Consider the following 23,291-nt stretch of genomic DNA (forward strand, 5'->3'; position numbering starts at 1 on the left):
ACACTTTTATTTATTTTCGCATTTTTTCTGAAATCAGAAGTAACATTTTAATTCTTCGAGACACTTAACTATATAAACAACTAAAGTCAATCTATCGCAATGAAAAAAATAACAATCTTGCTTTCCACGGCATTTCTCTTCATATCAATAACGGGGCTGTCTCAAACGGAAACGTCTAACAATGAAAAAATAAATCTACAATCTACAACCGGAGTAAGCTTGTTTCAGAGTAATTCTAGCAATGGAATTTGGGCGACTGGTACAATAACCTCTGATCGCTTTGGTATTTTTGAAGATGCAACGAGCGCGAAAGAAAGATTAACTGTACTTTCTGGAGGGAATGTGGGTATAGGAACTTCAAATCCTTCTTCAAGACTTGATATCCTATCTAACACCGGGCAAACCGAAAGCCTATTAAGACTAAAGGTTTCCGATGCGCCATCTGATTATTTTCAGATTGCTAATACAACCGGAACATCTGGACAATTTATCCCTTTACTAAAAGGTTATCACGAAACAGACAACAGAACCACTCTTGCTATAATGGGATCTTCTTCAGATGCCATGGATAATGGGAGTAATGCATTAATCAATTTCAATGCTAGAAGAACAAACAGTCCAATCCAAAACCGACCTCTATTTGTCTGGACCAATTATTCTCAAAAAATGATGACAATGGCTGCTGACGGAAACTTAGGAATAGGAGTGACAAATCCTACATCAAAACTTGAAGTAAGAGGTGTAATAAAAACTTCCAATAGTGATGACAGATATGTCAATCTCTTAACCTCAGGAGATGGAAACAGCTATATGAATATCGTTGGAGGCTCAGCTTCATCAAGATTTGGGTTTCAAGTAGATGGCAGTAGTAAAATGTCTATTATGAAAAATGGTAGTGTAGGCATTGGAACATCTACCCCAGTTGCTAACACAAAGTTAACCGTCGTTGGGCATGTCAATATAGGTGGAAGTGAAAATTATAGATTGCGTTCCCGACATATTGATGGGAAACATTATTCTAATAGTGGTTTAGACGACCTTTATCTTAATTATAACACTGGAAAACATGTGCGTGTAGGTTTCGGAGGTCAAAATTCCAATCTCTACGTTAGTGGACGTGTTGGTATTGGTACCAATAATCCTGATGCAGATTTAACCGTGAAAGGTAAAATACACACCCAAGAAGTAAAAGTAGATCTCAACGGTGCCGTAGCTCCAGATTATGTATTCCTGAAAGATTATGACCTTAAAACTATCAACGAAGTAGAAAATTATATTGAAAAAGAAGGGCATTTACCCAACATCCCTTCTGCCAAAGAAATGGAACAAAACGGAATCGAATTGAAAACAATGAACTTGAAACTATTGGAAAAAATTGAAGAGCTAACACTCTATATGATCGAGCAAAACAAAAAAACCGAACTTCTTCGACAAGAAATTGTTTTGTTGAAAGAAAAAAACAAAGAACTGGAAGGAAAAATAAAGTAACAAAGTATCGTCAAACACAAAAAACCTGGGTAATTCTATCCAGGTTTTTTTATTTTTCCTATACTACTATCTGTCCAATAGGTTTTTCATATTTACATTCTCATAATTACGTCGTACAAAATCCAAAGCCGTTTTCAAGACATCACCCATAGATTCACTCCTTCTGAATTTAAGATCTAATGTAAAATTATAAAGATGTTCTCGCAATTCTTCTAAGTTTTCTGCTGTAGAAATATCATCTGCGCACATACATTCGATCAGGTTTTCATACCTAGATCTTGACGCCAAAACGCGTTTTGCCAGAATAGAGCGTTCTTCTTTCTTATACTGTTCTATAGAGTTAGGTTGTAATTTTTTCATTACAATATCCACCATACTGAAGTTTTCTTTAAAAAACTGTGGTTGATACACCTTTAACTTACCTTCGTAGCACTGTTGATCAAAATCAATTGCTCTGATTTTATATTCCACATGATCAAAATCATGTATAGGGATAATCACATAGTTGTAGGAACGCATATCCCCCAACAACCGCATTTGGCAACGCTCATTAAACTTCACAAACTCCTTGGCAATCTGTGATTTGGCCTGATCACTTAAATCTGGTAAGAAATCTTTAATAAAAACATCTCCGGGAATACCCGCGATATGCTCTTCGATCAAGGTATTTTTATAAACCAAAAAGTTAATCCGATTAGGAGAGAACATATGTTCTAACTCCAATCCATAAATACGAGAAGCATCTGCTTTCTTTACATAAATATAGGTGTAATTGTCATTCAGGATATTTCTCACCTTTACTCGAAAAGGCTTAGAATTACCAAAAGTACAGTAGTCGATGGCATCAATATTCAAAAATTCGATAGCATCTTCATTTCCATCAGAATGCAATATCGTATACACTTTTTTTAAACTGGATTCGATCTCAGGTCGTTCATGCTCCTCATAATACACTCGAACCCACAATGTATCTTCATCATTGCTATCATACACCACAACAGACCCCGAAAAGCGTAGCAAATCATCATAAAATACAGGAATTTTGATTTTACGATTGCATTGCTTTAAATACGCATCAAGTGCTTCACTTATAGGATACGTGGGTTTCTTTTTCGACATTAATTTTTCTTCCATAACCATCTGTCATTAGTGCGGAGCAAGGTACGAATAACAATCTTGAAACACCAAAAACGCAATATCATAACCTTAAGTTTGTAACAAAAAACCAAGCCAATCGTCTACTTTAATATAACCGCCAAAAAAGAAAACCATTGGAAAACATACTCACATTAAATAATCTGACCAAAAAATTTGGCCATATTACTGCTGTAAAAGATCTTTCTTTTTCAATAAAAAAAGGTAATGTATATGGTATTTTAGGTCCGAATGGAAGTGGAAAATCTACCACACTAGGTATTGTACTCAATGTTGTCAATAAGACTTCGGGGAATTTTACCTGGTTTGATGGAAACACATCTACACATCAAGCCTTAAAAAAAGTTGGAGCGATCATAGAACGGCCAAACTTTTACCCGTATATGACTGCAGCTCAAAACTTAAAACTAGTTTGTCAAATTAAAGAAGTTCCTGCTGACAAAATTGAGGAAAAGTTAGAGCTAGTAGGATTACTGGATCGTAAGGACAGTAAATTCAGAACATTTTCTTTGGGTATGAAACAACGCCTTGCGATTGCATCAGCCTTATTAAATGACCCTGAAATCCTAATCTTAGATGAACCTACCAATGGGCTTGATCCCCAAGGGATTCATCAAATACGAGAAATCATAAAAAAGATAGCCTCGCAGGGCACAACTATTCTTTTGGCTTCTCACCTTTTGGATGAAGTAGAAAAAGTATGTAGTCATGTAGTAATCATCAGAAAAGGGATCAAATTGTATTCTGGCCCCGTAGATGAAATGAATGCCAGTCATGGCTTTTTTGAATTAAAAAGTAATCAAAATTCTGTTTTAAAAGAGTGGTTATCAAAACAAGATAATTTCAAAAATTTCAAAGAAGAAGGTGATAAGATTATCGCTTTCCTCGCACATGAGTTGGATGAAGAAAGTCTGAATAGACAATTATTTAAAGAAGGCATCGTGCTTACCCATTTGGTAAAACGAAAAGAAAGTCTTGAAGAACAATTCTTACAATTAACCAACAATTTAAACTAGAAACATGTTACGATTACTCAATATAGAATTTCAGAAATTAAAGTATAATAAAGCGGCAAAAGTACTTACGATCACATATTTTGTGCTTATTACCGCTATTGCACTAATTGCTTCCTACGAATTTAAATTTGGTGGAGTAAACTTCCGTCTGGCAGATCAGGGGATCTTCAATTTCCCATACATATGGCATTTTAACGCCTACATTGCGGCTTGGTTAAAGCTATTTTTGGCTATTGTGATTGTATCCATAATGGCTAATGAATATACCAACAGAACCCTTAAGCAAAATTTAATTGATGGCTTAAGCAAAAAAGAGTTTCTCGCTTCAAAATTTTTAACGGTACTAGTATTTTCATTTATATCTACGCTATTCTTATTTCTTGTATCTTTAATTTTAGGGTTGATTTTTTCGGATTACAATGAACCTTCAATCATTTTCTCCGGGTTAGAATTTATTTTTGCCTACTTCTTAAAACTTGTCGGGTTCTTTTCGTTCTGTATGTTTTTGGGAATACTTATCAAACGATCAGCATTTGCATTGGGATTCTTGATATTCTGGCAAATCATCGAGTTACTATTCAGGCTAATTTCAGGATTGTTTAAATGGAAATTCGAAACGGATGTTATCGATAAAATAATTCCATTCCTTCCATTAGACAGTATGAGTAATTTGGTGAACGAACCTTTTAGCAGACTAAATTTTATCCAATCGGCTGCTAATCAGTTAGGAGAAAATTTCCAAAGAGATTATGCCGTGCATTGGTACGAAATACTAATTGTACTGGTATGGACTGCCATTTTTGTGAGATGGTCATACGTGCTACTTAAAAAGAGAGATCTATAAATATCGTTTACTCGTTTGAGCCGAGTCGATGAGATCATTACTTATTTTTCTTTTTTTATTTACCGTTAACACCTTAGCAATTTATAGTCATGGAGAGGCAAACAATTGGTGTTTTCTGACAAAAAACTGGGATAAGTTTTAACACGACACCTCCCAGCACATTAACGGATGAAGGAATAGATACCTTAGAAGGCTGTACCACCATATTTGATGCAAAACAGGACAACTTTTGTTTTATACGAATGGTATTACCATCTGGGGTCGATTTAATAACATTATGCAAAATGGCACTAGGCCGAAGGGAGACTCATACCTTATGCAGAATATTGGTTTAGAGTACAGTTAGAAGATGGTAGAATAGTTACCGGAAGTTTCTCTTTAATTCCATAAATCTATACCTTCTATTACGTATCTTTATCTTGCAAAAGAACGGATACATGAAGTTTAAGTTAGAATCAGAATTTAAGCCCACCGGGGACCAACCGGAAGCTATCAGACAATTGGCAGAAGGGATAGAAGCAGAAGAAAAATATCAAACCTTATTGGGAGTTACAGGATCGGGAAAAACCTTTACCGCTGCCAATGTTATACAAAAGGTACAGCGGCCAACTTTGGTTTTGGCACATAATAAAACACTGGCCGCTCAGCTCTATTCTGAGTTCAAACAGTTTTTCCCGGATAATGCTATCGAGTATTTTGTGTCTTACTATGATTACTATCAACCCGAAGCCTACATTCCTACTACAGGAACTTATATAGAAAAAGACCTTTCGATCAATGATGAGATTGAAAAATTGAGATTAAGCACTACCTCATCCTTATTATCAGGAAGAAGGGATGTTTTGGTAGTAGCATCCGTTTCTTGTTTGTATGGTATTGGAAATCCAGCAGAGTTTCAGAAAAACGTGATCTCTATACAACAAGGGCAATTTGTATCGAGAACTGCCCTACTGCATCGACTAGTACAAAGTTTATATTCCAGAACAGAAGGAGAATTTAAGCATGGTAATTTCAGAATTAAAGGAGATACTGTAGATATTTTCCCAGGATATGCAGATGATGCTTATAGAGTTCATTTCTTTGGAGATGAAATCGAAGAAATTGAAGCTTTTGATGTGCAGACCAATGAAGTAGTCGAAAAATATGACCGCTTAAACATCTATCCAGCCAATATGTTTGTAACCTCCCCGGAGGTTTTGAATAATGCTATTGATCAAATTGCTCTGGACCTTGGAAAACAAGTAGAATATTTTAAAGATATCGGAAAACATCTTGAAGCCAAACGGCTGGAAGAACGCACGAATTTCGATCTTGAAATGATCAAAGAATTGGGCTATTGCTCGGGTATTGAAAATTACTCTCGTTACCTCGATGGCCGAGAACCCGGAACTCGACCTTTCTGTTTGTTGGATTATTTCCCCGATGATTATCTAATGATAGTAGATGAAAGTCATGTTACTATACCACAAACTCATGCCATGTATGGTGGAGACCGGTCACGAAAAGAGAACCTGGTAGAGTTTGGATTTCGATTACCAGCAGCAATGGATAACAGGCCATTAAAATTCGAAGAATTTGAAGCCTTACAAAATCAAGTTATTTACATAAGTGCTACTCCAGCTGACTATGAACTACAAAAAAGTGAAGGAACTTTTGTAGAGCAAATTATTAGACCAACCGGATTACTTGATCCAGAAATTGAAGTTCGGCCTAGTCTTAATCAAATTGATGACTTGATTGAAGAAATGCAGCAACGTATCGATAAAGATGAACGAATTTTGGTGACTACGCTGACCAAAAGAATGGCCGAAGAATTAACCAAGTATTTGACTCGAATTGATATTCGATGTAGATATATCCATAGTGATGTAGATACTCTGGAACGTGTAGAGATCATGCAAGACCTTCGAAAAGGGATTTTTGATGTATTGATCGGGGTCAACCTATTACGTGAAGGTCTTGATTTACCAGAGGTATCTTTGGTCGCTATACTTGATGCGGATAAGGAAGGTTTTTTAAGAAATAAAAGATCTCTGGTACAAACTGTAGGAAGAGCCGCACGAAACGTCAATGGAAAAGCCATCATGTATGCTGATAAGATTACGGACAGTATGCAAAAAACTATTGATGCTACAGAATATCGCCGTGAGAAGCAAATTGCCTATAATACTAAACATGGTATTACTCCAAAAGCGATTAAAAAGAAATTAGATAATGCCCTAGCTGGAAAAAAGGTGGAACCATATACCTTTGAGAATGCACCAACCTTGAAAGCTGCAGAAGAAGAAACTGCTTATTACACCATTGAACAATTAGAGACTAGAATTCGAAATGTAAGAAAGGAAATGGAAAAAGCTGCTAAAGAACTCGATTTTATGACTGCAGCGCGACTAAGAGATGAAATCAAAATGCTTCAGGGGAAAATTCAAGATCAAAAAGTTTAATTTTTTCTTGTAGACCCGATTAAAACGACATATTCATGACTATAGAAGAGTTTATCAAAAAAATACCAAAGACCGAGCTTCATTTACATATAGAGGGCACTTTTGAACCTGAATTGATGTTTGAAATCGCTAAAAGAAATAACAAAATCATTAATTACTCTTCTGTAGAAGAATTAAAAAAAGCCTATCATTTTAATAACCTACAGGAATTTTTGGATATTTATTATGAAGGTGCTAATGTACTGATTACAGAACAGGATTTTTATGATCTTACCTGGGCTTATCTCACTAAAGTGTATTCACAAAATATCGTACACGTCGAAATCTTTTTTGATCCTCAAACGCATACCGATCGTGGGATCGCTTTTGAAACTGTCATTAATGGGATCTATAAAGCTCTTGAAGATAGCCAACAAGAATATGGGATTACCTTTAAATTAATCATGTCGTTTTTGAGGCATTTGGATGAAGCGTCTGCTTTCAAAACTCTGGAAGAAGCGCTACCCTATAAAGATTGGATTAGTGGCGTAGGATTAGATTCTTCAGAAGTAGGAAATCCACCTTCAAAGTTCGAGCGAGTTTTTGCAAAAGCCCTAGAAGAAGGTTTTATCACTGTAGCACATGCTGGTGAAGAAGGACCCGCTGAGTATATTTGGGAAGCTCTTGATTTATTAAAAGTGACCCGAATCGATCATGGGAATCGATGTTTGGATGATGAAAATCTCGTACAAAAGCTTGTGGATTTACAAATACCCCTTACCCTATGCCCGCTATCAAATTTGGAACTAAAAGTGGTACAAGATCTAAAAGAACACCCTTTACCAAAAATGATGGAGAAAAACCTTTTGGTTACCATCAATTCTGATGATCCGGCTTATTTTGGAGGTTATATGAATGAAAATTATTTGGAGACCGCCAAGGCGCTTCAATTGTCAAAAGCTGAGATCGCCACTTTGGCCAAAAATAGTTTTACAGCTAGTTGGCTTACAGATCAGGAAAAGGAAGAATACATCCTTCAAATTCAAACGCTTCTTATCAATAGTTAATTATTGATCAAAAACAAAAAATACTCGAAAGCTATACTGTAGGTTTATATTATATCCATTAAAGGTAAAAAAAACAACTTAATGATGGTAACAATTTATATTCTGAAGACATATATAAATTACAACAACCCATCAAACCGATTACAATGATTTCCATCATAAAACTTGTTATTGTTACTATTTTTAATTTTTTTCAATTTTAGCACAATAAAACAACTTATATAATGACCTGTAAAAATATCTTGAGATTTAGTTTTTACTTCATCTTACTTAATAGCTGCTCTGACGATAATAATGTTAACTCTGATAATAATGAAGGTACGATAGATATAACTATCGATAAGAGTTTGGTACAAAAAGGTCCTTTTGTTCAAGGATCTACTATCTCTTTGCAAGAACTTAATGATGATTTAACCTTAAGTGGTAATGTTTATAATACTGAAACCATAGACGATTTTGGCTCGTTTGATGTAAATGCCACTTTAGCAAATGACAAAGTTGATATCTCAGCAACTGGATTTTACTTTAATGAAGTTTCCGGAGAACTATCTAATGCACCTCTTACGTTAAGAACTTTTGTCGAATTCCGTAATAATCAAAAATTAAATTTAAATATACTCACAACAATTGCTAGACAAAGAATCAAATTTTTGATGACCAATGAAAGTTTGGCCTTTTCAGATGCAAAAGAGCAAGCAGAAAAAGAAACCTTAGCTGCATTTAACATCCCACAATCATTGCACTCTGACTTAACTAGTTTTGAAGAAATGGATATCAGTCAAGATAACCAAAGTAACGCTATTCTTTTGGCTATTTCTGCAGTTGTACAGGGCAACAATTCTGTTGCTGAATTAGGGGAATTCATTTCCAAACTGTCTGAAGATCTTAAAGAAGATGGGGTAATTAGTAGTGACTTATTAAGCGAGGAGATTATAGAAAACAGCAAGCAACTAGACTTTGATCAGATCAAGAAAAATCTCGAGCAACGATTTACAGCGTTAGATGTTCCTTTTTCTATTCCTAATTTTAAGCAGTTTGTGGACTCTGATGGTGATGGGACAGTTAACTTAATAGATGTTGTTCTTGTCGCTCCTCTTGAACTTACTAATAATTCAAAACCCGAATTCGACTGGGAAGGGAGCTCTATTGAAAATACTAAGTATCACTTTCAGTTATCTGATGATGAAAATTTCAATAATTTGCTGATGGATCAAGACGATCTTCAAGGCACTTCCTTAACTTCGGAAGTACTACTAGAAAACAATAAAGCCTACTGGTGGCGGGTAAGTTACACACAGGAAGACGGAAGCGAAAGTTTATGGAATGAAGCTTTTTTCAAATTTGAAATAGATATCGTAGATATCATATCACCACTATTCAACTCAACAGTCCTTGAATCCCCTAGATTTGAATGGGAAAATAATATACTTTCAAACGTCACTTATCAGATTCAAGTTGCAGATGATATTGACTTTAATTCTATCGTTTTTGAACAGTCTAGTCTAACTGAAAGTAATATACAAACTTCTTTAATTTTACAACAAGTTAATCAAAACTACTATTGGAGAGTACGAATAATAGATGCTAATGGTATTCCAGGAACTTGGGTAACGTCTATATTTTATTTTGAAATCCAACCTCCAATCATCAGTGGCAGAATTAGCGATAGTGATTTTAATATTTATGAAATTATATATGATGAACAAAACAACCCAGACTATGTTGGTTTCAATTTAGAAGTAAATATCTCCAATAATCCTGACCTTAATCCAATCATTAAGGAAATTAAAAATCTTGAAGTAGAATTAAACAATACCTATCCCATTTGGAATGCTCCCACCGATGGTTATGGTATATACACTTATCGTGTTCGACTTATTAATCCGGAAGGAATTGCTGGTCCCTGGGCGCTTGAAGAATCTTTTGATATTTATGAACCTGAAGTCATTCTCACCGAAATAGATTTAACATCCTTGAACCCTACAATAAAATGGAGCCATGGAGGCTCAATTCCTACGACCTATAATTACAAAATTGTAATAGCACGTAACGCAGATTTTACCGATATTATTGAAGAATCTATGCAACAGGTTGTCGAAGACACTGCTACTCAATTCCCAAGCTATACTATTATCAACACACTAAATCAAGGAATCCTGTATCATTATAAGGTTAGCATCATCAATCCAGAAGGGGGAGAAATAACGTCAGAAGTTTCTTCTTTTGTTATTCAGCTATAATTATCAACAAGAATTTACTCTTTCAAAATATCGCTGACAATTTTGAGATGATGCTTTGTATGGATTTCTATAAAGCGTTTTGCTTGTTTTTTATTTAATCGATTAAAAACAGGGTGCTTAAAATGAGACTTTTCATCCAGTCCATCCAGACGATCGAGCTTATCTCTGGCTGTAGCTAATTGTGCCACAATATCATCTGTTTCGATAGTATCCGGAGGTAAAACCGATTTTGGAGATTGTGCTCTACCTCTAGGGATATAACCAAAAGTAAACGACAATAATCGAGGTATATTAAAATTACCTTTATATCGAGTAGGGTCTGAACTCTGTAAGGTATCGCAAATCCCATTAATCACCTTCAGACTATGATCCAAGTGCCATGCCACTGCAACTTTGGACACTTCTTTATCTAAACTATCCCGATGAATCAAGTACTTTTCTATTCTATTTAACTCACTTTTCATATAGTCTCCTTTTGTAGGTAGCTCCAACACTTTTATTACACCTATAAGCACTAGGCATAACAAAAATACTATTGTTATTGTTTTTTTCATCACTCTTGAATTTTTTAGTGTACCACTTTTCCAATCGTTTATAAAATGCGTAGACCAAAAGGAAAATCACTAGTATTATTATTTGCATTTGTTTCATAGTATTATCTATCTCAAAATATAATTCCTCCTCCCTAGGGGGTATGAAGGCAATAAGAAATTGCTACGGGAGAAGGAATTATTTCAAACAAACCTAAATTACTCTTAACCGATACCTTAAAACTGAAATCGATAGCCAAAATCTGGAAAAAAACCTATTTGATCTACCTGATCTACTCTGTTGGTCAATCTATTATATCTTCTTACAAAAATGTTCTCGTTGTTCGTCACATTTTGAAGGTCCACATAGAATTGATGAGATCTCTTTTTGGATCTACTATTGATTTTATACCCTAACTTCACATCTAATCTGAAATAATCATCATTTTGTTCGCTAAACGCTAAGTCTTCTCTTAATACTTCGAAACCTGCCTGTTGTGAAGCTTCGAGGTTTACCGGGGTAAAATATCTACCCCCTGAAAGGGTTAATTTGGTATCAAAAAACAACACATTTTTACCAGAAACTCCCATTTTAAATTCCTTTCCTGCCAAAAGATTGAGAACATACCCGTTATTAAATGGTGTATTTCGTTCGATACCGTCACTACCTTCGTACTTACTTTCAAAAAAAGAGGTAGTTAGCAGTCCATAATATCCGTCACTAAAGAATTTCTCTAGGGTAAGTTCAATTCCCTGATTATATCCTGTTCCTTCATTGACCAAGGATACTCTATCGTTTTGAAAACCAAAATCCGCTCCCTCTGTCAATGACGAATAACTAGAAGGAAAAGGTTCTACCGCGGCATTGTCAATGCTTTGATAATACACTTCTACCTTACTTCTCCAGTTGTTCCCTAACCTCGCATCGTACCCTAAAACGAAATGATTGCTTCTCACAAAATCAAGGTCGACATTACTTTGTACTAATTCTCCATTGATCTCTTCATTCAAAAACAACAAGGGTAATGATACGGGTTGATGATGTAGTCCATATCCAAAACTTATACGATGGTTCTGCCCTGCTTTATAAGACAGTCCAGCTCTGGGTTCTAATACAAATTGTTCGTTAAGTGTACTATATTGCCCATGTAAGCCCGCGTTGAGTGTTAATTTTTCGGTAAGTCGTAACTGTCCTTGAACATAAGGTTGAACGATACTTAAATTCTCATCAATATCTGTAAATGTGAACAGATCCGGATCACCGTCACCATCATTATCAGGTTGTTCCAAACGGTCACGTTCTAAAGCCTCTATTTGAAAGTTTTCCAGCAGAATTCCTGTTCTTAAAGTGGCTTTGCGACTTAACTTGGTATTAATAAGTGTCGAAAAGGTATATCTGGTTTCGGTATTATCCGCCTCGGTATATCGAATAATCCGTTCTTCGGGAGTATCCTTATCAATAAATCGATCCGCAATAAAGTCATTTATTGAGAATGATCCTGCAGCAATGGTTCGTAAAAAAGAATTCTTCCCCAGATTGATTTGATGTTTTAGTCCCACAACTCCAAAACCGGAATCCACAAAGGTATTTTCATCCTCTGCAGCAAAGAGGTCATCTTCGTCTATATCATCTCCCAAGAACTCGATATCAGAGTTCCCCAGAATCCCAAAAAGTGATAGACTTCCTAATTTTCCTTTTCCGGAATCGATATTGAATGAAATGTCATAATAATTGGGAGTCGCCGAAGTACCTCCGGCACCAACGCCCAAAATACTTACCAGCGAATACCTTCCTGCCACCAAAAAAGATCCTTTATTCTTCCCTAGAGGTCCCTCTGCCATAGCTTCTACTCCTGTAAAAATTCCAACCTGTCCGGAAAATTCATACTCATCCAAATTTCCTTTTCGGAATCCGAGATCAAATACCCCTCCAATCGCATTTCCATATTCTGCAGGAAAAGCAGAAGTAATAAAATCTGAATTCTTCAACAGGTTTGGATTCAAAGCAGAAACTGGCCCTCCTGTCGTTCCCAAAGTAGAGTAATGATTTGGGCTAGGTATGGGCACTCCTTCTAATCTCCAGAGTAATCCTACCGGAGAATTCCCTCGAATCACAATATCGTTTCTACTATCGTCGGGAGCAGATACTCCTGCGAAATTAGCCGCTAGCCGTCCTACATCACTCCTACCTCCAGAGAACCTCGTTACTTCTTCAAGACCAAACTGCCTGGCAGAAACCGAGGTAAGTTTATTTATCGCCTGTGCCTTGTTTGTTTCTGAAGTAATTATTACTTCATCCAATTGATCAAATGATTCTATCAAAGCAACGTTTATAACCGCCTCTTTACCCGATGTAACTACGATGTTTGGTATGGTTATCGATTCAAATCCTATGTAACTTACACGAATGGATTGTCTACCAAATGGAACTTTTTCTAAAGTAAAATACCCGTCAATATCGGTAATTACACCATTGACCTGTTCACTATTTAATAATTCTACAGTTGCTCCTACCAAAGGGCTTTCTGATTGCTTATCGATGACCAGTCCTTTTATTACTCCTGTTTGAGCTATAGACGAAGTCATGGTCAAAATTGAGATCAACAAAACTATTCTTTTCATAATTTATTTTTTGATTTACTCAAATTTGACTGTTAACTCCCTGATACCAAACTCAAAATCTTTGAATTGTTATTTTTATTTTTGAAATGTAACATTTCACTCTAAACAGGAAAATTGTTTACTCATCAAGCTTGTTTCGGATCAAATAGGGATTATTACAATTCAACTGCTAATTCAACAATTGAACTTTAAAACAAATTATTGTTGTTCATGGGTTACGTATCTTTATACATACTAAGAGATAAAGAATGATCACGAAAGAATACACTAAAAAATTTCTAGTCCGCTTTTTGATTATCAACATGATCTATTTTTTGGTCAAGCTGACCATCAATCACGATGATGATGACAATACTCTATTTGATGCTACGGGGATATTTTATTATTTCAGTGCTTTCTTTCTATTAATGTTATCCTGGGAAACTAATGATTGGTTAATACGAAGAAACTTAAGAAAAGAAGCTCAACGAGGATTGGACATGTATAATGGGGTAAAGATTCTATCTCTAAATCTTATGATTATGCTTCCCATTGCAGCGTTAATGTATTACCTGGCTATATTTGAATTCAATCAACTTTGTAAGATCGACGTCAACGATCCCTGGTTACGATTCAGGATTGATTTTTTTAGAGCTGTTGTTTTGGGTTTTGCTGCCATACTTTTTAACATGTTCTACTTTGCCTTAAAGCAAAAGAAAGAGCTAGAAAACCAAATGAACAAGCTTAAAAAAGAAGTCGTTACCTCCAAGTATCGATCTCTGAAAAATCAAATCAGTCCTCACTTTTTGTTTAATAGTTTAAACACATTGACCTCATTAATGTATGAAGACAGAGATTTAGCTTCAGACTTTGTTTCCAGATTGGCTTCTTGTTATCGTTATATATTAGACAATCGAGAAGAGGATTTGGTCAGCCTTGAAAAAGAATTAAGCTTTTTGGATTCGTTTATTTTTATGATGAATGTAAGGCATGAAGGTGCGCTGGTCATTACCACGAATGTAACAGTAAATCCTAAAGAATTTGTTATCCCCACCTTATCATTGCAAATGTTGGTTGAAAATGCTTTGAAACACAATTCCTTTTCCAAGGAAAAACCATTAGAAATACATATTTTTTCGATTGACAAAACAAGTATCGTCGTACAAAACAACATACACATAAGACATCACAAAGAAGAATCCACCAAGCTGGGATTAAAGAATATAAAAAAGAGATATTCATTTTATACCAACCAAAAAGTGGATATCACCACTGATAATGGGTATTTCAAGGTTACCCTTCCTATCTTACCAAAGCATATGAAAGAAGTTCCTATCATTAAAGTTTCATAATATGACCGCTATAATCATTGAAGATGAAAATATTGCATCCAGGCGTTTGGCTACTTTAATCGCAGAATTAGCTCCTGAAATAGAAATCGTAGAGAAAATCACCTCGGTAGAAAGTAGTCGTTTGTGGTTTGAATCTAATGCCTTGCCTGATCTTATTTTTCTAGACATTCAATTGAATGATGGCTACGGATTTGATATCCTGGATTTTCTGGAAGACCATCCTCCTGTAATTTTCACTACGGCTTATAACGAATATGCTATACGAGGGTTCAAATACAATGGGTTAGATTACTTATTAAAACCCATCGACAAGAAAGACTTGAAGAATGCACTGGATAAATACCGTAAAAACCATTCTCATACCGCTCCAAAAATTGATGATTTACAATTGGAACGCATCAAAAAGATATTCAATAAGGAGTATAAAAAAAGGTTTATGATTAAGGTTGGTAACCAGTTCAACACCTTTGGGGTAGAGCAAATCGCATATTTCAAATCTCATGATGGGATGATCTTTTTATATACACATAGTGGTCAGCATTATCCTATTGAATATTCCATCGATCAACTCGAGGAAATATTGGATCCTGTACAATTTTTCCGGATTAATCGGAAATTTATGGTAGCAGTAGCAGCTGTGGTTGAAATACACAGTTACTTTAATAGTCGATTATTGCTCAAACTGAAACCACAAAATGAAGAAAAGGTCATCGTTTCTCGCGAACGTACCTCAAATTTCAAAAACTGGTTGGATTTATAAATGATCTACAGAAAATGCTTCATACTTTTTCTTAAAACAGATATTAAAAAAACAAAAAGCGCTCTTTTAAGAGCGCTTTTTAACTAACATTAATCAACTAAATAAAATCTCAAATCAACTTATGAAATCTCAATCAACCTTTTGGGTTGTACTTTTGCTTCTTCTTTTTTAGGGAGGGTTACTATAAGCACTCCGTTTTCGTAGGTAGCCTCTATTCTAGATCCATCGATAGTATCTGGAAGATTGAAGGATCTTTTAAAAGTGCTATAGCCAAACTCCTTACGGGTATATTTTCCATTTTCTACAGTCTCTTTTTTAGATTTTGTCTCTGCAGATATGTGTAATACATCATTGTCTAGCTCAATATTAAAATCATCTTTTACAAGTCCAGGAGCCGCCAACTCTACAGAAAAATCATTATCTGATTCTTTAACGTTTACTGCTGGTGTATTAAATCCAATTTTGCTCATATTTGTTCCTCCAAACCAATCTGTATTCAAAAAATCTTCGAAAATAAATGGTAATCTATCTGTTCTTTTTATTAAACTCATTGTATTGTATTTTTTAAGGTTAATCTTAATTTCAAATTCAGTTTGTATATAGCAAATTGGATTCCAAGTGATTTTTAATGCCATTTTGTCTTATTTATACTAACAAATAGTGACAAAATGACAATTTTACTGAATTATCGACATAAAAAAACCCATTACACAGGTAATAGGTTTTACATATTATGTATAGAAAAATTAACCTTTACAGTCCAACTGATTTACGTTATACAAAAACTCTCGAGATTCTCCTTTTTCAATTTTCATTCTTCCAAACTTCATCGGTATGAATTTGATTGGGACTATATCGTAATAGTCTTCCCTGTTTAGGCAGTCTCCAAATTTACTTTTAATACTCGCAAAGCCTTCGGCATTCTTCTTTTCGGATTTTTTCCCAGAATAAATCTTATAATCCTCCAAAGCGTTATACTCATGATCAAGAATTACGAATCGTTCTCTATTTAATCCATAAGTTCCTGAACCATCAACATGACCTCTAGTTTCCTTAATGTCATAGTGCCCTAAGATATACTGATCTGTTTTTGCTATTATTCTACACATTCTCAATTTCTTGCCGTCTTTTTTCTGAAAAGGAACATACAATCTGTCGCCATCAATCACCTTATCCACTTTTTTGAGTTTTATATCTTTTGATTTTCCACCGAACTTTGCAGAATCTCCATCTATTTTCTTATACTTTAACTTAGTCGTATAGGAAATTTCACCAAACTCATTAACTACAATTTTTTCGCCAGATACAATTTTAATTCTCTCTCCTTCTTTTGTTAAGATATAACTTCCTTCCTTCTGTTGAGCTATTGAAAAAAAAGACACCAGTAGCAGTGCTAACAAGAATATGTTTTTCATAATGAATATGTTTTTTAATTATAAAAACGAGCAAAAATAGAGATCAATTCCTGCGGAGGAATTACTTTATTTGGGTAATCATGCATGCGTTCGAGTACAGTATCTATAGCCTCTGGTCGTAACCCCATATGCAATCCTATTTCTTTTATCTGATGTATTTCTGTAGGAGACGCCTCCTGATCGATATTCATCAATAGTACTAATCTATGAAACTGAAGAATCCGCTGAGATTCGGGATGTAAATTCTTTTTCTCCACAGCATTCTTATTCAATTCATCAATTTCTTCTTTACTTATTCCTAACTGACTAGCAACCGCTAGAATAAAATGATACTCCTGTTCTTTGAAATCTTTATCTGCCTTTGCAAACTGAATCATTTCAGAAAGCAGACTTAACTTTTCTTCTTTGTTATGCATTAACCGTTTACTTTTTGTCGAAATTACTAAATTTCAAATTATATTTACAACATTGACATAACAAACATAACATTATACAAAACTATGCCTCTTACTAATAATGATATATTCAAAAAACTCAGAGTAGCCCATAAACTACGAGATGACGACATCGTAAAAATATGTGCTTTAGTAGATTTTAAAGTCAGTAAAAGTGAACTTGGAGCTTTTTTCAGAAATGAAAATCATCCAAAATACAAAGCATGTGGCGATCAGATTCTTAGAAATTTTTTGAATGGGCTAATCATTCATCTTAGAGGCCCTATGCCTGAAAAAAAGAATACCGATAATAATCAAAAGAATTCAAAATAAACTCTAGCTGCAAAAAACACTAGAGAAAAGGAGTTACTCCTACTAGCTTATCAACATTCAAATACTCAATCAAAACATATGCTTACAACCGCCCAAAAACAACAATATAGAGAAGAGTTATTTCGTCACCTAGATGGTATTGTCGTTGTTCCTATAGCGTATTCACTACTAAAGAACAAGGTAACCGATTACCTATTAGAACACCAAAAAGTAACCATCTCACAAATTGCTACAGATCTTGAAGCAAACGAAGGGTATTTGAATGTAGCTTTACGCATTTTGGGAGCGCAGGGCTGGCTAACTTATGATGTTGATAACAGCGATGTAACAATTTCCACAAACGAGCAATCTCCAATCGCCTTTTCAATGTTTTCGGCCTATAAGGATGTTGTTGAATTATTAGAATATTCAGGTCAATTTCATCCTCGTAAATTTGAACTCAAGCCTTTTCATAAACTGGAAAAGCTATTTGACAAATACAAAAATCGTTTTGATCTAGCCAAAAGTTCTGATGAGCAGGTAACTCAAATACAAGATCAAATCTTAAAGCATATAGAAGGAGTGCTTGTAGGGCCAACTACTGTGCACCTAGGTATGGGCGGAATGTTTCACAAGTATTTTATGGAGGCTTCTTTTAGTGCAGACGAGTATCATCGTTTTCCAGATAGTTTTGATGCTATTCTCACTTTCCTATCTTATTTAGGATGGTTTAGCAAATCGAATGATAACTATACGTTTACAGAGAAAGGACTTTTCTTTGCCAAGAGAGCTTCGGCATATGGCGTTACTGTTTCTTACATCCCGATGTTTCGCCAAATAGACCATCTTTTGTTTGGGAATCCCAATGTGCTATGGAGCACGCAAAGTAAAAATGAAACCCATGTTGATCGCGAGATGAATGTTTGGGGAAGCGGAGGCGCACATGCCACGTATTTCAAAAAGATTGATGAAATCATTATTAGCTTATTCAACAAACCGTTGGATGAACAACCAAAAGGAATTTTGGATATGGGATGCGGAAATGGCGCATTTTTAATCCACTTATTTGAAGTTATCGAATCAAAGACGCTACGCGGAAAACATCTTGATGATTACCCTTTATTTTTGGTGGGCGCTGATTTTAATAAAGCAGCCTTAAAAGTAACCAGAGCCAATCTTATACAGGCTGATATTTGGGCTAAGGTAATTTGGGGAGACATTAGTGACCCGGACTTATTACAAAAGGATTTAAAAGAAAATTACAACATTGAGTTAAAGGATTTACTATCTGTGAGAACCTTTCTGGATCACAACCGTATTTGGGGTAACCCTTCCTCAAAATTGGATGCTCCAAGCCTTTCTACCGGAGCATTTGCTTACAGAGGAAAAAGACTCCATAACAATGATGTAGAACGCAACCTAAAAGATCATTTCTCAAAATGGAAGCCTTATATTGAGAAATTTGGTTTAATTGTTATCGAACTGCATACTATTGCTGCAAATTTAACAGCAAAGAACCTAGGAAAAACAGCAGCAACCGCTTACGATGCCACTCACGGTTTTTCTGATCAGTATATTCTTGAAATTGAATCGTTTCTTAAGGTGATCGACGAAGTACAGTTGAAAAGTGACGAAAAGTATTTTTCTAAATTCCCAAATTCTGAATTAGCAACAGTAAGCATCAACTATATCATCGGTAAATAACCTATATCCTTGTATACTGGCTAATCAACTCTTTATGATCGGGAAATGTTTCGATTAAAGACTTTCTATTTGCCAGTTCAAAATCATCGAAATCAAAACCTGGAGCAACGGTACATCCAACCAAGGAAAAACTACCTTCATCCTTAACACTGGAAGCAAACCAAGAACCTGCAGGAACAACGTATTGTGGCAATTCTCCTTTATCAAAATTTATCCCTAAAGTTTGCCGGTGGTAATTTCCGTTGGGATCTATGACATGCACATACAAGGAAGAGCCAGTATAAAAATGCCACATTTCATCTTGTTTGATCCTATGAAAAGCAGAAAAATTTTGAGAAGTCAACAAGAAATAAATTCCAGTACAATAATTTCTATCTCCGGTAAATTCATCTCCCAACACACCTTGAGGTATAGCATGAGCACTCCTATAAGTTTCTTTATAAAAACCACCTTCAGGATGCGGTGCCATGTTTAAGTTTTCAACTATTGTTTTTATATCTTGTTTCATAGTATTCGGATTACAAAAAAAGCGGCCTAAATAGCCGCTTTATATCTTTAGAAAGTGATGCTGTATTATGCTAAAACTTCTTGTACTTTGTCCGCAGCTTCCTGAAATTGTACTGCACTTTGCACATCAAGACCACTATTATCTATTAATTCTTTTGCTATATCAGCATTTGTCCCTTGTAATCTTACAATGATAGGAACGTTGATTGCATCTCCCATGTTTTTATAGGCATCTACCACCCCTTGAGCAACACGGTCACATCTTACAATACCACCAAAAATGTTGATCAATATTGCTTTTACATTTGGATCTTTCAAGATAATTCTGAAAGCTGTTTCTACACGTTTCGCATCAGCTGTACCTCCTACATCCAAGAAGTTTGCAGGTTCTCCTCCAGCTTGCTTGATCAAATCCATAGTAGCCATTGCTAAACCAGCACCATTCACCATACAACCTACGTTTCCGTCCAGGTCTACATAGTTTAATCCTACTTCTTTAGCTTCAACCTCGATAGGATTTTCTTCACGAATATCCCTCATGTCTACATAATTCTTATGTCTATACAATGCATTATCATCCAAAGTCACCTTTGCATCAACCGCCATGATCTTATCATCACTAGTCTTCAAAACAGGATTGATTTCGAATAAAGAAGCATCAGATTTCACATAAGCAGTATACAAAACCATTACAAACTTCACCATTTCCTTAAATGCTCCACCGCTTAAACCAAGGTTAAAAGCAACACGTCTTGCCTGGAAAGGCAAAATTCCAACAGAAGGATCAATCTCTTCAGTAAAAATTAAGTGTGGTGTTTCTTCAGCCACAGTTTCGATATCCATACCACCTTCTGTAGAGTACATAATCATATTACGTCCAGTAGTACGATTCAGCAATACTGACATGTAGAATTCGTCTGGTTCGCTATCACCAGGGTAATACACATCTTCTGCCACAAGTACTTGATGTACTTTTTTACCTTCAGCAGAAGTTTGTGGAGTAATCAAGTTCATTCCTATGATTTGCTCTGCAATCTCTTCAACTTCCTTCAAATTTTTAGCAAGCTTTACTCCTCCACCTTTTCCTCGTCCACCTGCATGAACTTGAGCTTTAATAACATGCCATCCAGTACCTGTTTCGGCAGTTAGTTGTTTTGCCGCAGCAACTGCTTCGTTTGCATTTTGAGCCACAATTCCTCTTTGGATACGTACTCCAAAACTGCTTAATATCTCTTTACCCTGATATTCGTGTAAGTTCATTTGTTCTTATTTATAACGTTTATCAACAGATCTTAATAGTAAATCAAGAGCTGTAAAAATTACCTTTTTTAAGGAGTTCCAAAAATAGGAAAAGTGAAGATATTGTGCCAATCTTTTTTAGAGTAAAAAAAAGAGAAAATATCACATCTTAAAATCATCAAAATCCAACGGGTCAAAATTTTTAAAATGACCATTCATTTTGATCACCTCTTTGGCTCTATTCATCTCTCTTACAACGGGTATGGTAATTTTGAGATGACCTATCAAATAATTTAATCGCTCGAGTTCACTACGTAGCGTGAGCATGTGATATTCTTGATGCAAAGCCAAACCAACCTTATGAGCGACCTGATAACTTACAAAAGGAATATCAAAAACAGGAGGGTTATCAATTGTTAACTCCACGTAAAGGATCGCTATGTTTTTAAGTAATTCTTCCTGAAGTTCTTCGGCACTACCACTGTTATCGTGAAGAAATTCTACTTCGCCTCCAGCATACAATTTACCAGGATACTCATGATAAAATTCTTTGATACGAAAAATTCGTTGCCCAATACAAACAACATCTGTCTCTCCATTTGGATACCTTTTCGCAACTTTTTGCAATTTCACCTCTGTTCCGTATTCCAATTTTTTATCGATAAACGTCGGAACTCCAAAGGTGATACCTTCTTCTTCGCAATCTGCAATCAATTGCTGATATCTTTTTTCAAAAATATGTAGAGGTAGTCGTTCTCCAGGATAAACTACTAATTGTAAAGGAAAAAGAGGCAACATGATTTTTTTATTAAAATTACTAATTACTCTTCGTTATCCTGCTTAAACAGCCGTTAAAAATCTTAAAATCTACTTAAGCAATAGATTTTTTTGCAATCCCCTATCGATTTATATTTTTTTATTGATAATTTCGTAGGCTTAAATTGTGACGCAATGACAAATGAACATTTATTAGCAGTAGCCAAAGAGCACGGGAGTCCAGTTTATGTGTATGACTCCGAAAAAATCATCGCACAGTACAACCGCCTTTCTAATGCCTTTAAGAAGGTCAAACGGGTAAAATTGAACTATGCCGTAAAAGCCCTTTCTAATATTGCGATTCTAAAGCTAATAAATTCTTTGGGCGCAGGACTAGATACTGTTTCTATACAGGAGGTACAATTAGGATTGAAAGCAGGAGTAAAACCAGAAGATATTATTTTCACGCCTAATGGCGTTTCTTTACAAGAAATTGAGGAAGTATCTGCGCTAGGAGTACAAATCAACATCGATAATCTTTCTATTCTTGAGCAGTTCGGTTCTAAACACCCCAACACTCCGGTGTGTATCCGAATTAATCCTCATGTACTTGCAGGAGGAAACAGCAAAATATCTGTGGGACATATCGATAGTAAATTTGGGATATCCATTCATCAAATCCCACATATCTTAAGAATCGTAGAAAACACCAATATGACTATCAACGGTATCCATATGCATACAGGTAGTGATATTTTGGATGTTGAAGTATTTTTGTACGCCAGCGAAATTCTGTTTGAAACCGCAAGTAATTTCAAAGACTTAGATTTTATTGATTTCGGAAGTGGATTTAAAGTACCTTATAAAGAAGGGGATATAGAAACCAATATCGAAGAGTTTGGAGAAAAACTAACAAAACGTTTCAATGCTTTTTGCAAGGAATATGGAAAAGAGTTGACGCTTGGTTTTGAACCAGGAAAATTCTTAGTAAGTGAAGCAGGTTACTTTTTAGCCAAAGTGAATGTTGTAAAACAAACCACCTCAACAGTTTTTGCAGGGATCGATAGTGGATTTAATCATTTAATCCGACCGATGTTTTATAATTCTCACCACGAGATCGTTAATGTTTCTAATCCTGATGGAAGAGAGCGTTTTTATTCGGTTGTAGGATACATTTGCGAGACAGATACCTTTGCTACCAACAGAAGAATTTCTGAGATCACCGAAGGTGATATCATTGCGTTTAAAAACGCAGGCGCTTACTGTTTTTCTATGGCCAGCAATTACAATTCTCGTTATCGACCAGCAGAAGTTTTATGGTATAATGGCGAAGCACATTTAATTCGTAAACGAGAAACTTTTGAAGATCTTACAAAGAATCAAGTGGATGTAGATTTATTTTCGGAAGTTACCGAATCCGCATAATCAATAAGTAGTGATATCAAAAT

General features: G+C 35.3%; 20 protein-coding genes. 11 read left to right on the top strand and 9 right to left on the bottom strand.

Annotation, left to right across the window (positions count from 1 at the left end; genetic code table 11):
• Positions 1–99 precede the first annotated feature (99 nt).
• On the top strand, positions 100–1,488 hold the full coding sequence (locus tag BUE24_RS20340) for a tail fiber protein (protein ID WP_073320420.1): 1,389 nt from the start codon (positions 100–102) through the stop codon (positions 1,486–1,488).
• 66 nt (positions 1,489–1,554) lie between these two features.
• On the opposite strand, the gene BUE24_RS20345 is transcribed toward BUE24_RS20340, so the two are convergent.
• Entirely contained in the window at positions 1,555–2,622 is a 1,068-nt protein-coding gene (locus tag BUE24_RS20345; protein WP_073320812.1) for a hypothetical protein, read from the bottom strand.
• A 137-nt stretch (positions 2,623–2,759) separates the two neighbouring features.
• Here BUE24_RS20345 and BUE24_RS20350 point away from each other — a divergent pair, with 137 nt between their 5' ends.
• From BUE24_RS20350 to BUE24_RS20370, 5 genes are all read left to right on the top strand, one after another.
• On the top strand, positions 2,760–3,659 hold the full coding sequence (locus BUE24_RS20350; RefSeq protein ID WP_073320423.1) for an ABC transporter ATP-binding protein: 900 nt from the start codon (positions 2,760–2,762) through the stop codon (positions 3,657–3,659).
• Between the two features lie 4 nt (positions 3,660–3,663).
• Positions 3,664–4,503: an ABC transporter permease gene (locus BUE24_RS20355; RefSeq protein ID WP_073320426.1), complete on the top strand. Its 840-nt coding sequence runs from the start codon at positions 3,664–3,666 to the stop codon at positions 4,501–4,503.
• Positions 4,504–4,940: 437 nt separating this feature from the next.
• Positions 4,941–6,947 carry an excinuclease ABC subunit UvrB gene (gene uvrB, locus BUE24_RS20360; protein WP_073320430.1) on the top strand — a complete coding sequence of 669 codons (2,007 nt, stop codon included), beginning with the start codon at positions 4,941–4,943 and terminating at the stop codon, positions 6,945–6,947.
• Between the two features lie 35 nt (positions 6,948–6,982).
• Positions 6,983–7,993: an adenosine deaminase gene (locus BUE24_RS20365; protein WP_073320433.1), complete on the top strand. Its 1,011-nt coding sequence runs from the start codon at positions 6,983–6,985 to the stop codon at positions 7,991–7,993.
• Between the two features lie 224 nt (positions 7,994–8,217).
• A complete protein-coding gene (locus BUE24_RS20370) occupies positions 8,218–10,233 on the top strand; it encodes a phage tail protein (protein WP_073320436.1) in 2,016 nt (671 codons plus the stop codon).
• 14 nt (positions 10,234–10,247) lie between these two features.
• Here the strand turns inward: BUE24_RS20370 and BUE24_RS20375 are convergent, their stop codons facing one another.
• Together BUE24_RS20375 and BUE24_RS20380 are read right to left on the bottom strand one after the other, a co-directional pair.
• On the bottom strand, positions 10,248–10,787 hold the full coding sequence (locus BUE24_RS20375) for a DUF1569 domain-containing protein (protein ID WP_084549636.1): 540 nt from the start codon (positions 10,785–10,787) through the stop codon (positions 10,248–10,250).
• Between the two features lie 213 nt (positions 10,788–11,000).
• On the bottom strand, positions 11,001–13,385 hold the full coding sequence (locus BUE24_RS20380; protein ID WP_073320439.1) for a TonB-dependent receptor: 2,385 nt from the start codon (positions 13,383–13,385) through the stop codon (positions 11,001–11,003).
• Between the two features lie 248 nt (positions 13,386–13,633).
• Here BUE24_RS20380 and BUE24_RS20385 point away from each other — a divergent pair, with 248 nt between their 5' ends.
• Together BUE24_RS20385 and BUE24_RS20390 are read left to right on the top strand one after the other, a co-directional pair.
• A complete protein-coding gene (locus tag BUE24_RS20385; RefSeq protein WP_084549637.1) occupies positions 13,634–14,716 on the top strand; it encodes a sensor histidine kinase in 1,083 nt (360 codons plus the stop codon).
• Position 14,717: 1 nt separating this feature from the next.
• Positions 14,718–15,476 (top strand): LytR/AlgR family response regulator transcription factor, encoded by a 759-nt coding sequence (locus tag BUE24_RS20390; RefSeq protein WP_073320445.1) that lies wholly within the window; start codon positions 14,718–14,720, stop codon positions 15,474–15,476.
• Between the two features lie 119 nt (positions 15,477–15,595).
• Here BUE24_RS20390 and BUE24_RS20395 read toward each other — a convergent pair whose 3' ends face one another.
• The 3 genes from BUE24_RS20395 to BUE24_RS20405 all read right to left on the bottom strand — a co-directional run bounded on the left by BUE24_RS20395 (position 15,596) and on the right by BUE24_RS20405 (position 17,307).
• Positions 15,596–16,027 (bottom strand): Hsp20/alpha crystallin family protein, encoded by a 432-nt coding sequence (locus BUE24_RS20395; protein ID WP_073320818.1) that lies wholly within the window; start codon positions 16,025–16,027, stop codon positions 15,596–15,598.
• Between the two features lie 195 nt (positions 16,028–16,222).
• Positions 16,223–16,891, bottom strand: coding sequence for a hypothetical protein (locus BUE24_RS20400; RefSeq protein ID WP_073320447.1), 669 nt, complete (start codon positions 16,889–16,891; stop codon positions 16,223–16,225).
• Between the two features lie 14 nt (positions 16,892–16,905).
• Positions 16,906–17,307, bottom strand: coding sequence for a TerB family tellurite resistance protein (locus tag BUE24_RS20405; protein WP_073320450.1), 402 nt, complete (start codon positions 17,305–17,307; stop codon positions 16,906–16,908).
• Positions 17,308–17,391: 84 nt separating this feature from the next.
• Between BUE24_RS20405 and BUE24_RS20410 the strand changes: the two genes are divergently transcribed.
• The gene (locus BUE24_RS20410; RefSeq protein WP_073320453.1) at positions 17,392–17,658 is read left to right on the top strand and encodes a DUF1456 family protein; all 267 of its coding nucleotides are present in this window, start codon (positions 17,392–17,394) and stop codon (positions 17,656–17,658) included.
• Positions 17,659–17,736: 78 nt separating this feature from the next.
• Positions 17,737–19,341 (top strand): class I SAM-dependent methyltransferase, encoded by a 1,605-nt coding sequence (locus tag BUE24_RS20415; RefSeq protein ID WP_073320456.1) that lies wholly within the window; start codon positions 17,737–17,739, stop codon positions 19,339–19,341.
• 1 nt (position 19,342) lies between these two features.
• On the opposite strand, the gene BUE24_RS20420 is transcribed toward BUE24_RS20415, so the two are convergent.
• The 3 genes from BUE24_RS20420 to BUE24_RS20430 form a co-directional block, all read right to left on the bottom strand.
• Complete coding sequence (locus tag BUE24_RS20420) at positions 19,343–19,849, bottom strand: cupin domain-containing protein (RefSeq protein ID WP_073320459.1); 507 nt, start codon at positions 19,847–19,849, stop codon at positions 19,343–19,345.
• Between the two features lie 65 nt (positions 19,850–19,914).
• Positions 19,915–21,108, bottom strand: coding sequence for an ADP-forming succinate--CoA ligase subunit beta (sucC, locus tag BUE24_RS20425; RefSeq protein ID WP_073320462.1), 1,194 nt, complete (start codon positions 21,106–21,108; stop codon positions 19,915–19,917).
• Between the two features lie 141 nt (positions 21,109–21,249).
• A complete protein-coding gene (locus BUE24_RS20430; protein WP_084549638.1) occupies positions 21,250–21,885 on the bottom strand; it encodes an LON peptidase substrate-binding domain-containing protein in 636 nt (211 codons plus the stop codon).
• A gap of 153 nt (positions 21,886–22,038) precedes the next feature.
• On the opposite strand from BUE24_RS20430, the gene lysA reads away from it, so the two are divergent.
• Entirely contained in the window at positions 22,039–23,268 is a 1,230-nt protein-coding gene (gene lysA, locus BUE24_RS20435; RefSeq protein WP_073320821.1) for a diaminopimelate decarboxylase, read from the top strand.
• Positions 23,269–23,291: the final 23 nt, after the last annotated feature.

Source organism: Aquimarina spongiae, assembly GCF_900141785.1.
In the GTDB taxonomy this organism is placed as follows: Bacteria; Bacteroidota; Bacteroidia; order Flavobacteriales; family Flavobacteriaceae; genus Aquimarina; species Aquimarina spongiae.

What these genes read in the sequence shown, in the direction of transcription:
- BUE24_RS20370 (WP_073320436.1), top strand. Translation starts at nt 8,218, where the DNA reads ATGACCTGTAAAAATATCTTGAGATTTAGTTTTTACTTCATCTTACTT.
- BUE24_RS20355 (WP_073320426.1), top strand. Translation starts at nt 3,664, where the DNA reads ATGTTACGATTACTCAATATAGAATTTCAGAAATTAAAGTATAATAAA.
- BUE24_RS20345 (WP_073320812.1), bottom strand. Translation starts at nt 2,622, where the DNA reads ATGGAAGAAAAATTAATGTCGAAAAAGAAACCCACGTATCCTATAAGT.
- lysA (WP_073320821.1), top strand. Translation starts at nt 22,039, where the DNA reads ATGACAAATGAACATTTATTAGCAGTAGCCAAAGAGCACGGGAGTCCA.
- BUE24_RS20410 (WP_073320453.1), top strand. Translation starts at nt 17,392, where the DNA reads ATGCCTCTTACTAATAATGATATATTCAAAAAACTCAGAGTAGCCCAT.
- BUE24_RS20385 (WP_084549637.1), top strand. Translation starts at nt 13,634, where the DNA reads ATGATCACGAAAGAATACACTAAAAAATTTCTAGTCCGCTTTTTGATT.
- BUE24_RS20380 (WP_073320439.1), bottom strand. Translation starts at nt 13,385, where the DNA reads ATGAAAAGAATAGTTTTGTTGATCTCAATTTTGACCATGACTTCGTCT.
- BUE24_RS20395 (WP_073320818.1), bottom strand. Translation starts at nt 16,027, where the DNA reads ATGAGTTTAATAAAAAGAACAGATAGATTACCATTTATTTTCGAAGAT.
- uvrB (WP_073320430.1), top strand. Translation starts at nt 4,941, where the DNA reads ATGAAGTTTAAGTTAGAATCAGAATTTAAGCCCACCGGGGACCAACCG.
- BUE24_RS20340 (WP_073320420.1), top strand. Translation starts at nt 100, where the DNA reads ATGAAAAAAATAACAATCTTGCTTTCCACGGCATTTCTCTTCATATCA.
- BUE24_RS20365 (WP_073320433.1), top strand. Translation starts at nt 6,983, where the DNA reads ATGACTATAGAAGAGTTTATCAAAAAAATACCAAAGACCGAGCTTCAT.
- BUE24_RS20415 (WP_073320456.1), top strand. Translation starts at nt 17,737, where the DNA reads ATGCTTACAACCGCCCAAAAACAACAATATAGAGAAGAGTTATTTCGT.
- BUE24_RS20405 (WP_073320450.1), bottom strand. Translation starts at nt 17,307, where the DNA reads ATGCATAACAAAGAAGAAAAGTTAAGTCTGCTTTCTGAAATGATTCAG.
- BUE24_RS20420 (WP_073320459.1), bottom strand. Translation starts at nt 19,849, where the DNA reads ATGAAACAAGATATAAAAACAATAGTTGAAAACTTAAACATGGCACCG.
- BUE24_RS20390 (WP_073320445.1), top strand. Translation starts at nt 14,718, where the DNA reads ATGACCGCTATAATCATTGAAGATGAAAATATTGCATCCAGGCGTTTG.
- sucC (WP_073320462.1), bottom strand. Translation starts at nt 21,108, where the DNA reads ATGAACTTACACGAATATCAGGGTAAAGAGATATTAAGCAGTTTTGGA.
- BUE24_RS20375 (WP_084549636.1), bottom strand. Translation starts at nt 10,787, where the DNA reads ATGAAAAAAACAATAACAATAGTATTTTTGTTATGCCTAGTGCTTATA.
- BUE24_RS20430 (WP_084549638.1), bottom strand. Translation starts at nt 21,885, where the DNA reads ATGTTGCCTCTTTTTCCTTTACAATTAGTAGTTTATCCTGGAGAACGA.
- BUE24_RS20400 (WP_073320447.1), bottom strand. Translation starts at nt 16,891, where the DNA reads ATGAAAAACATATTCTTGTTAGCACTGCTACTGGTGTCTTTTTTTTCA.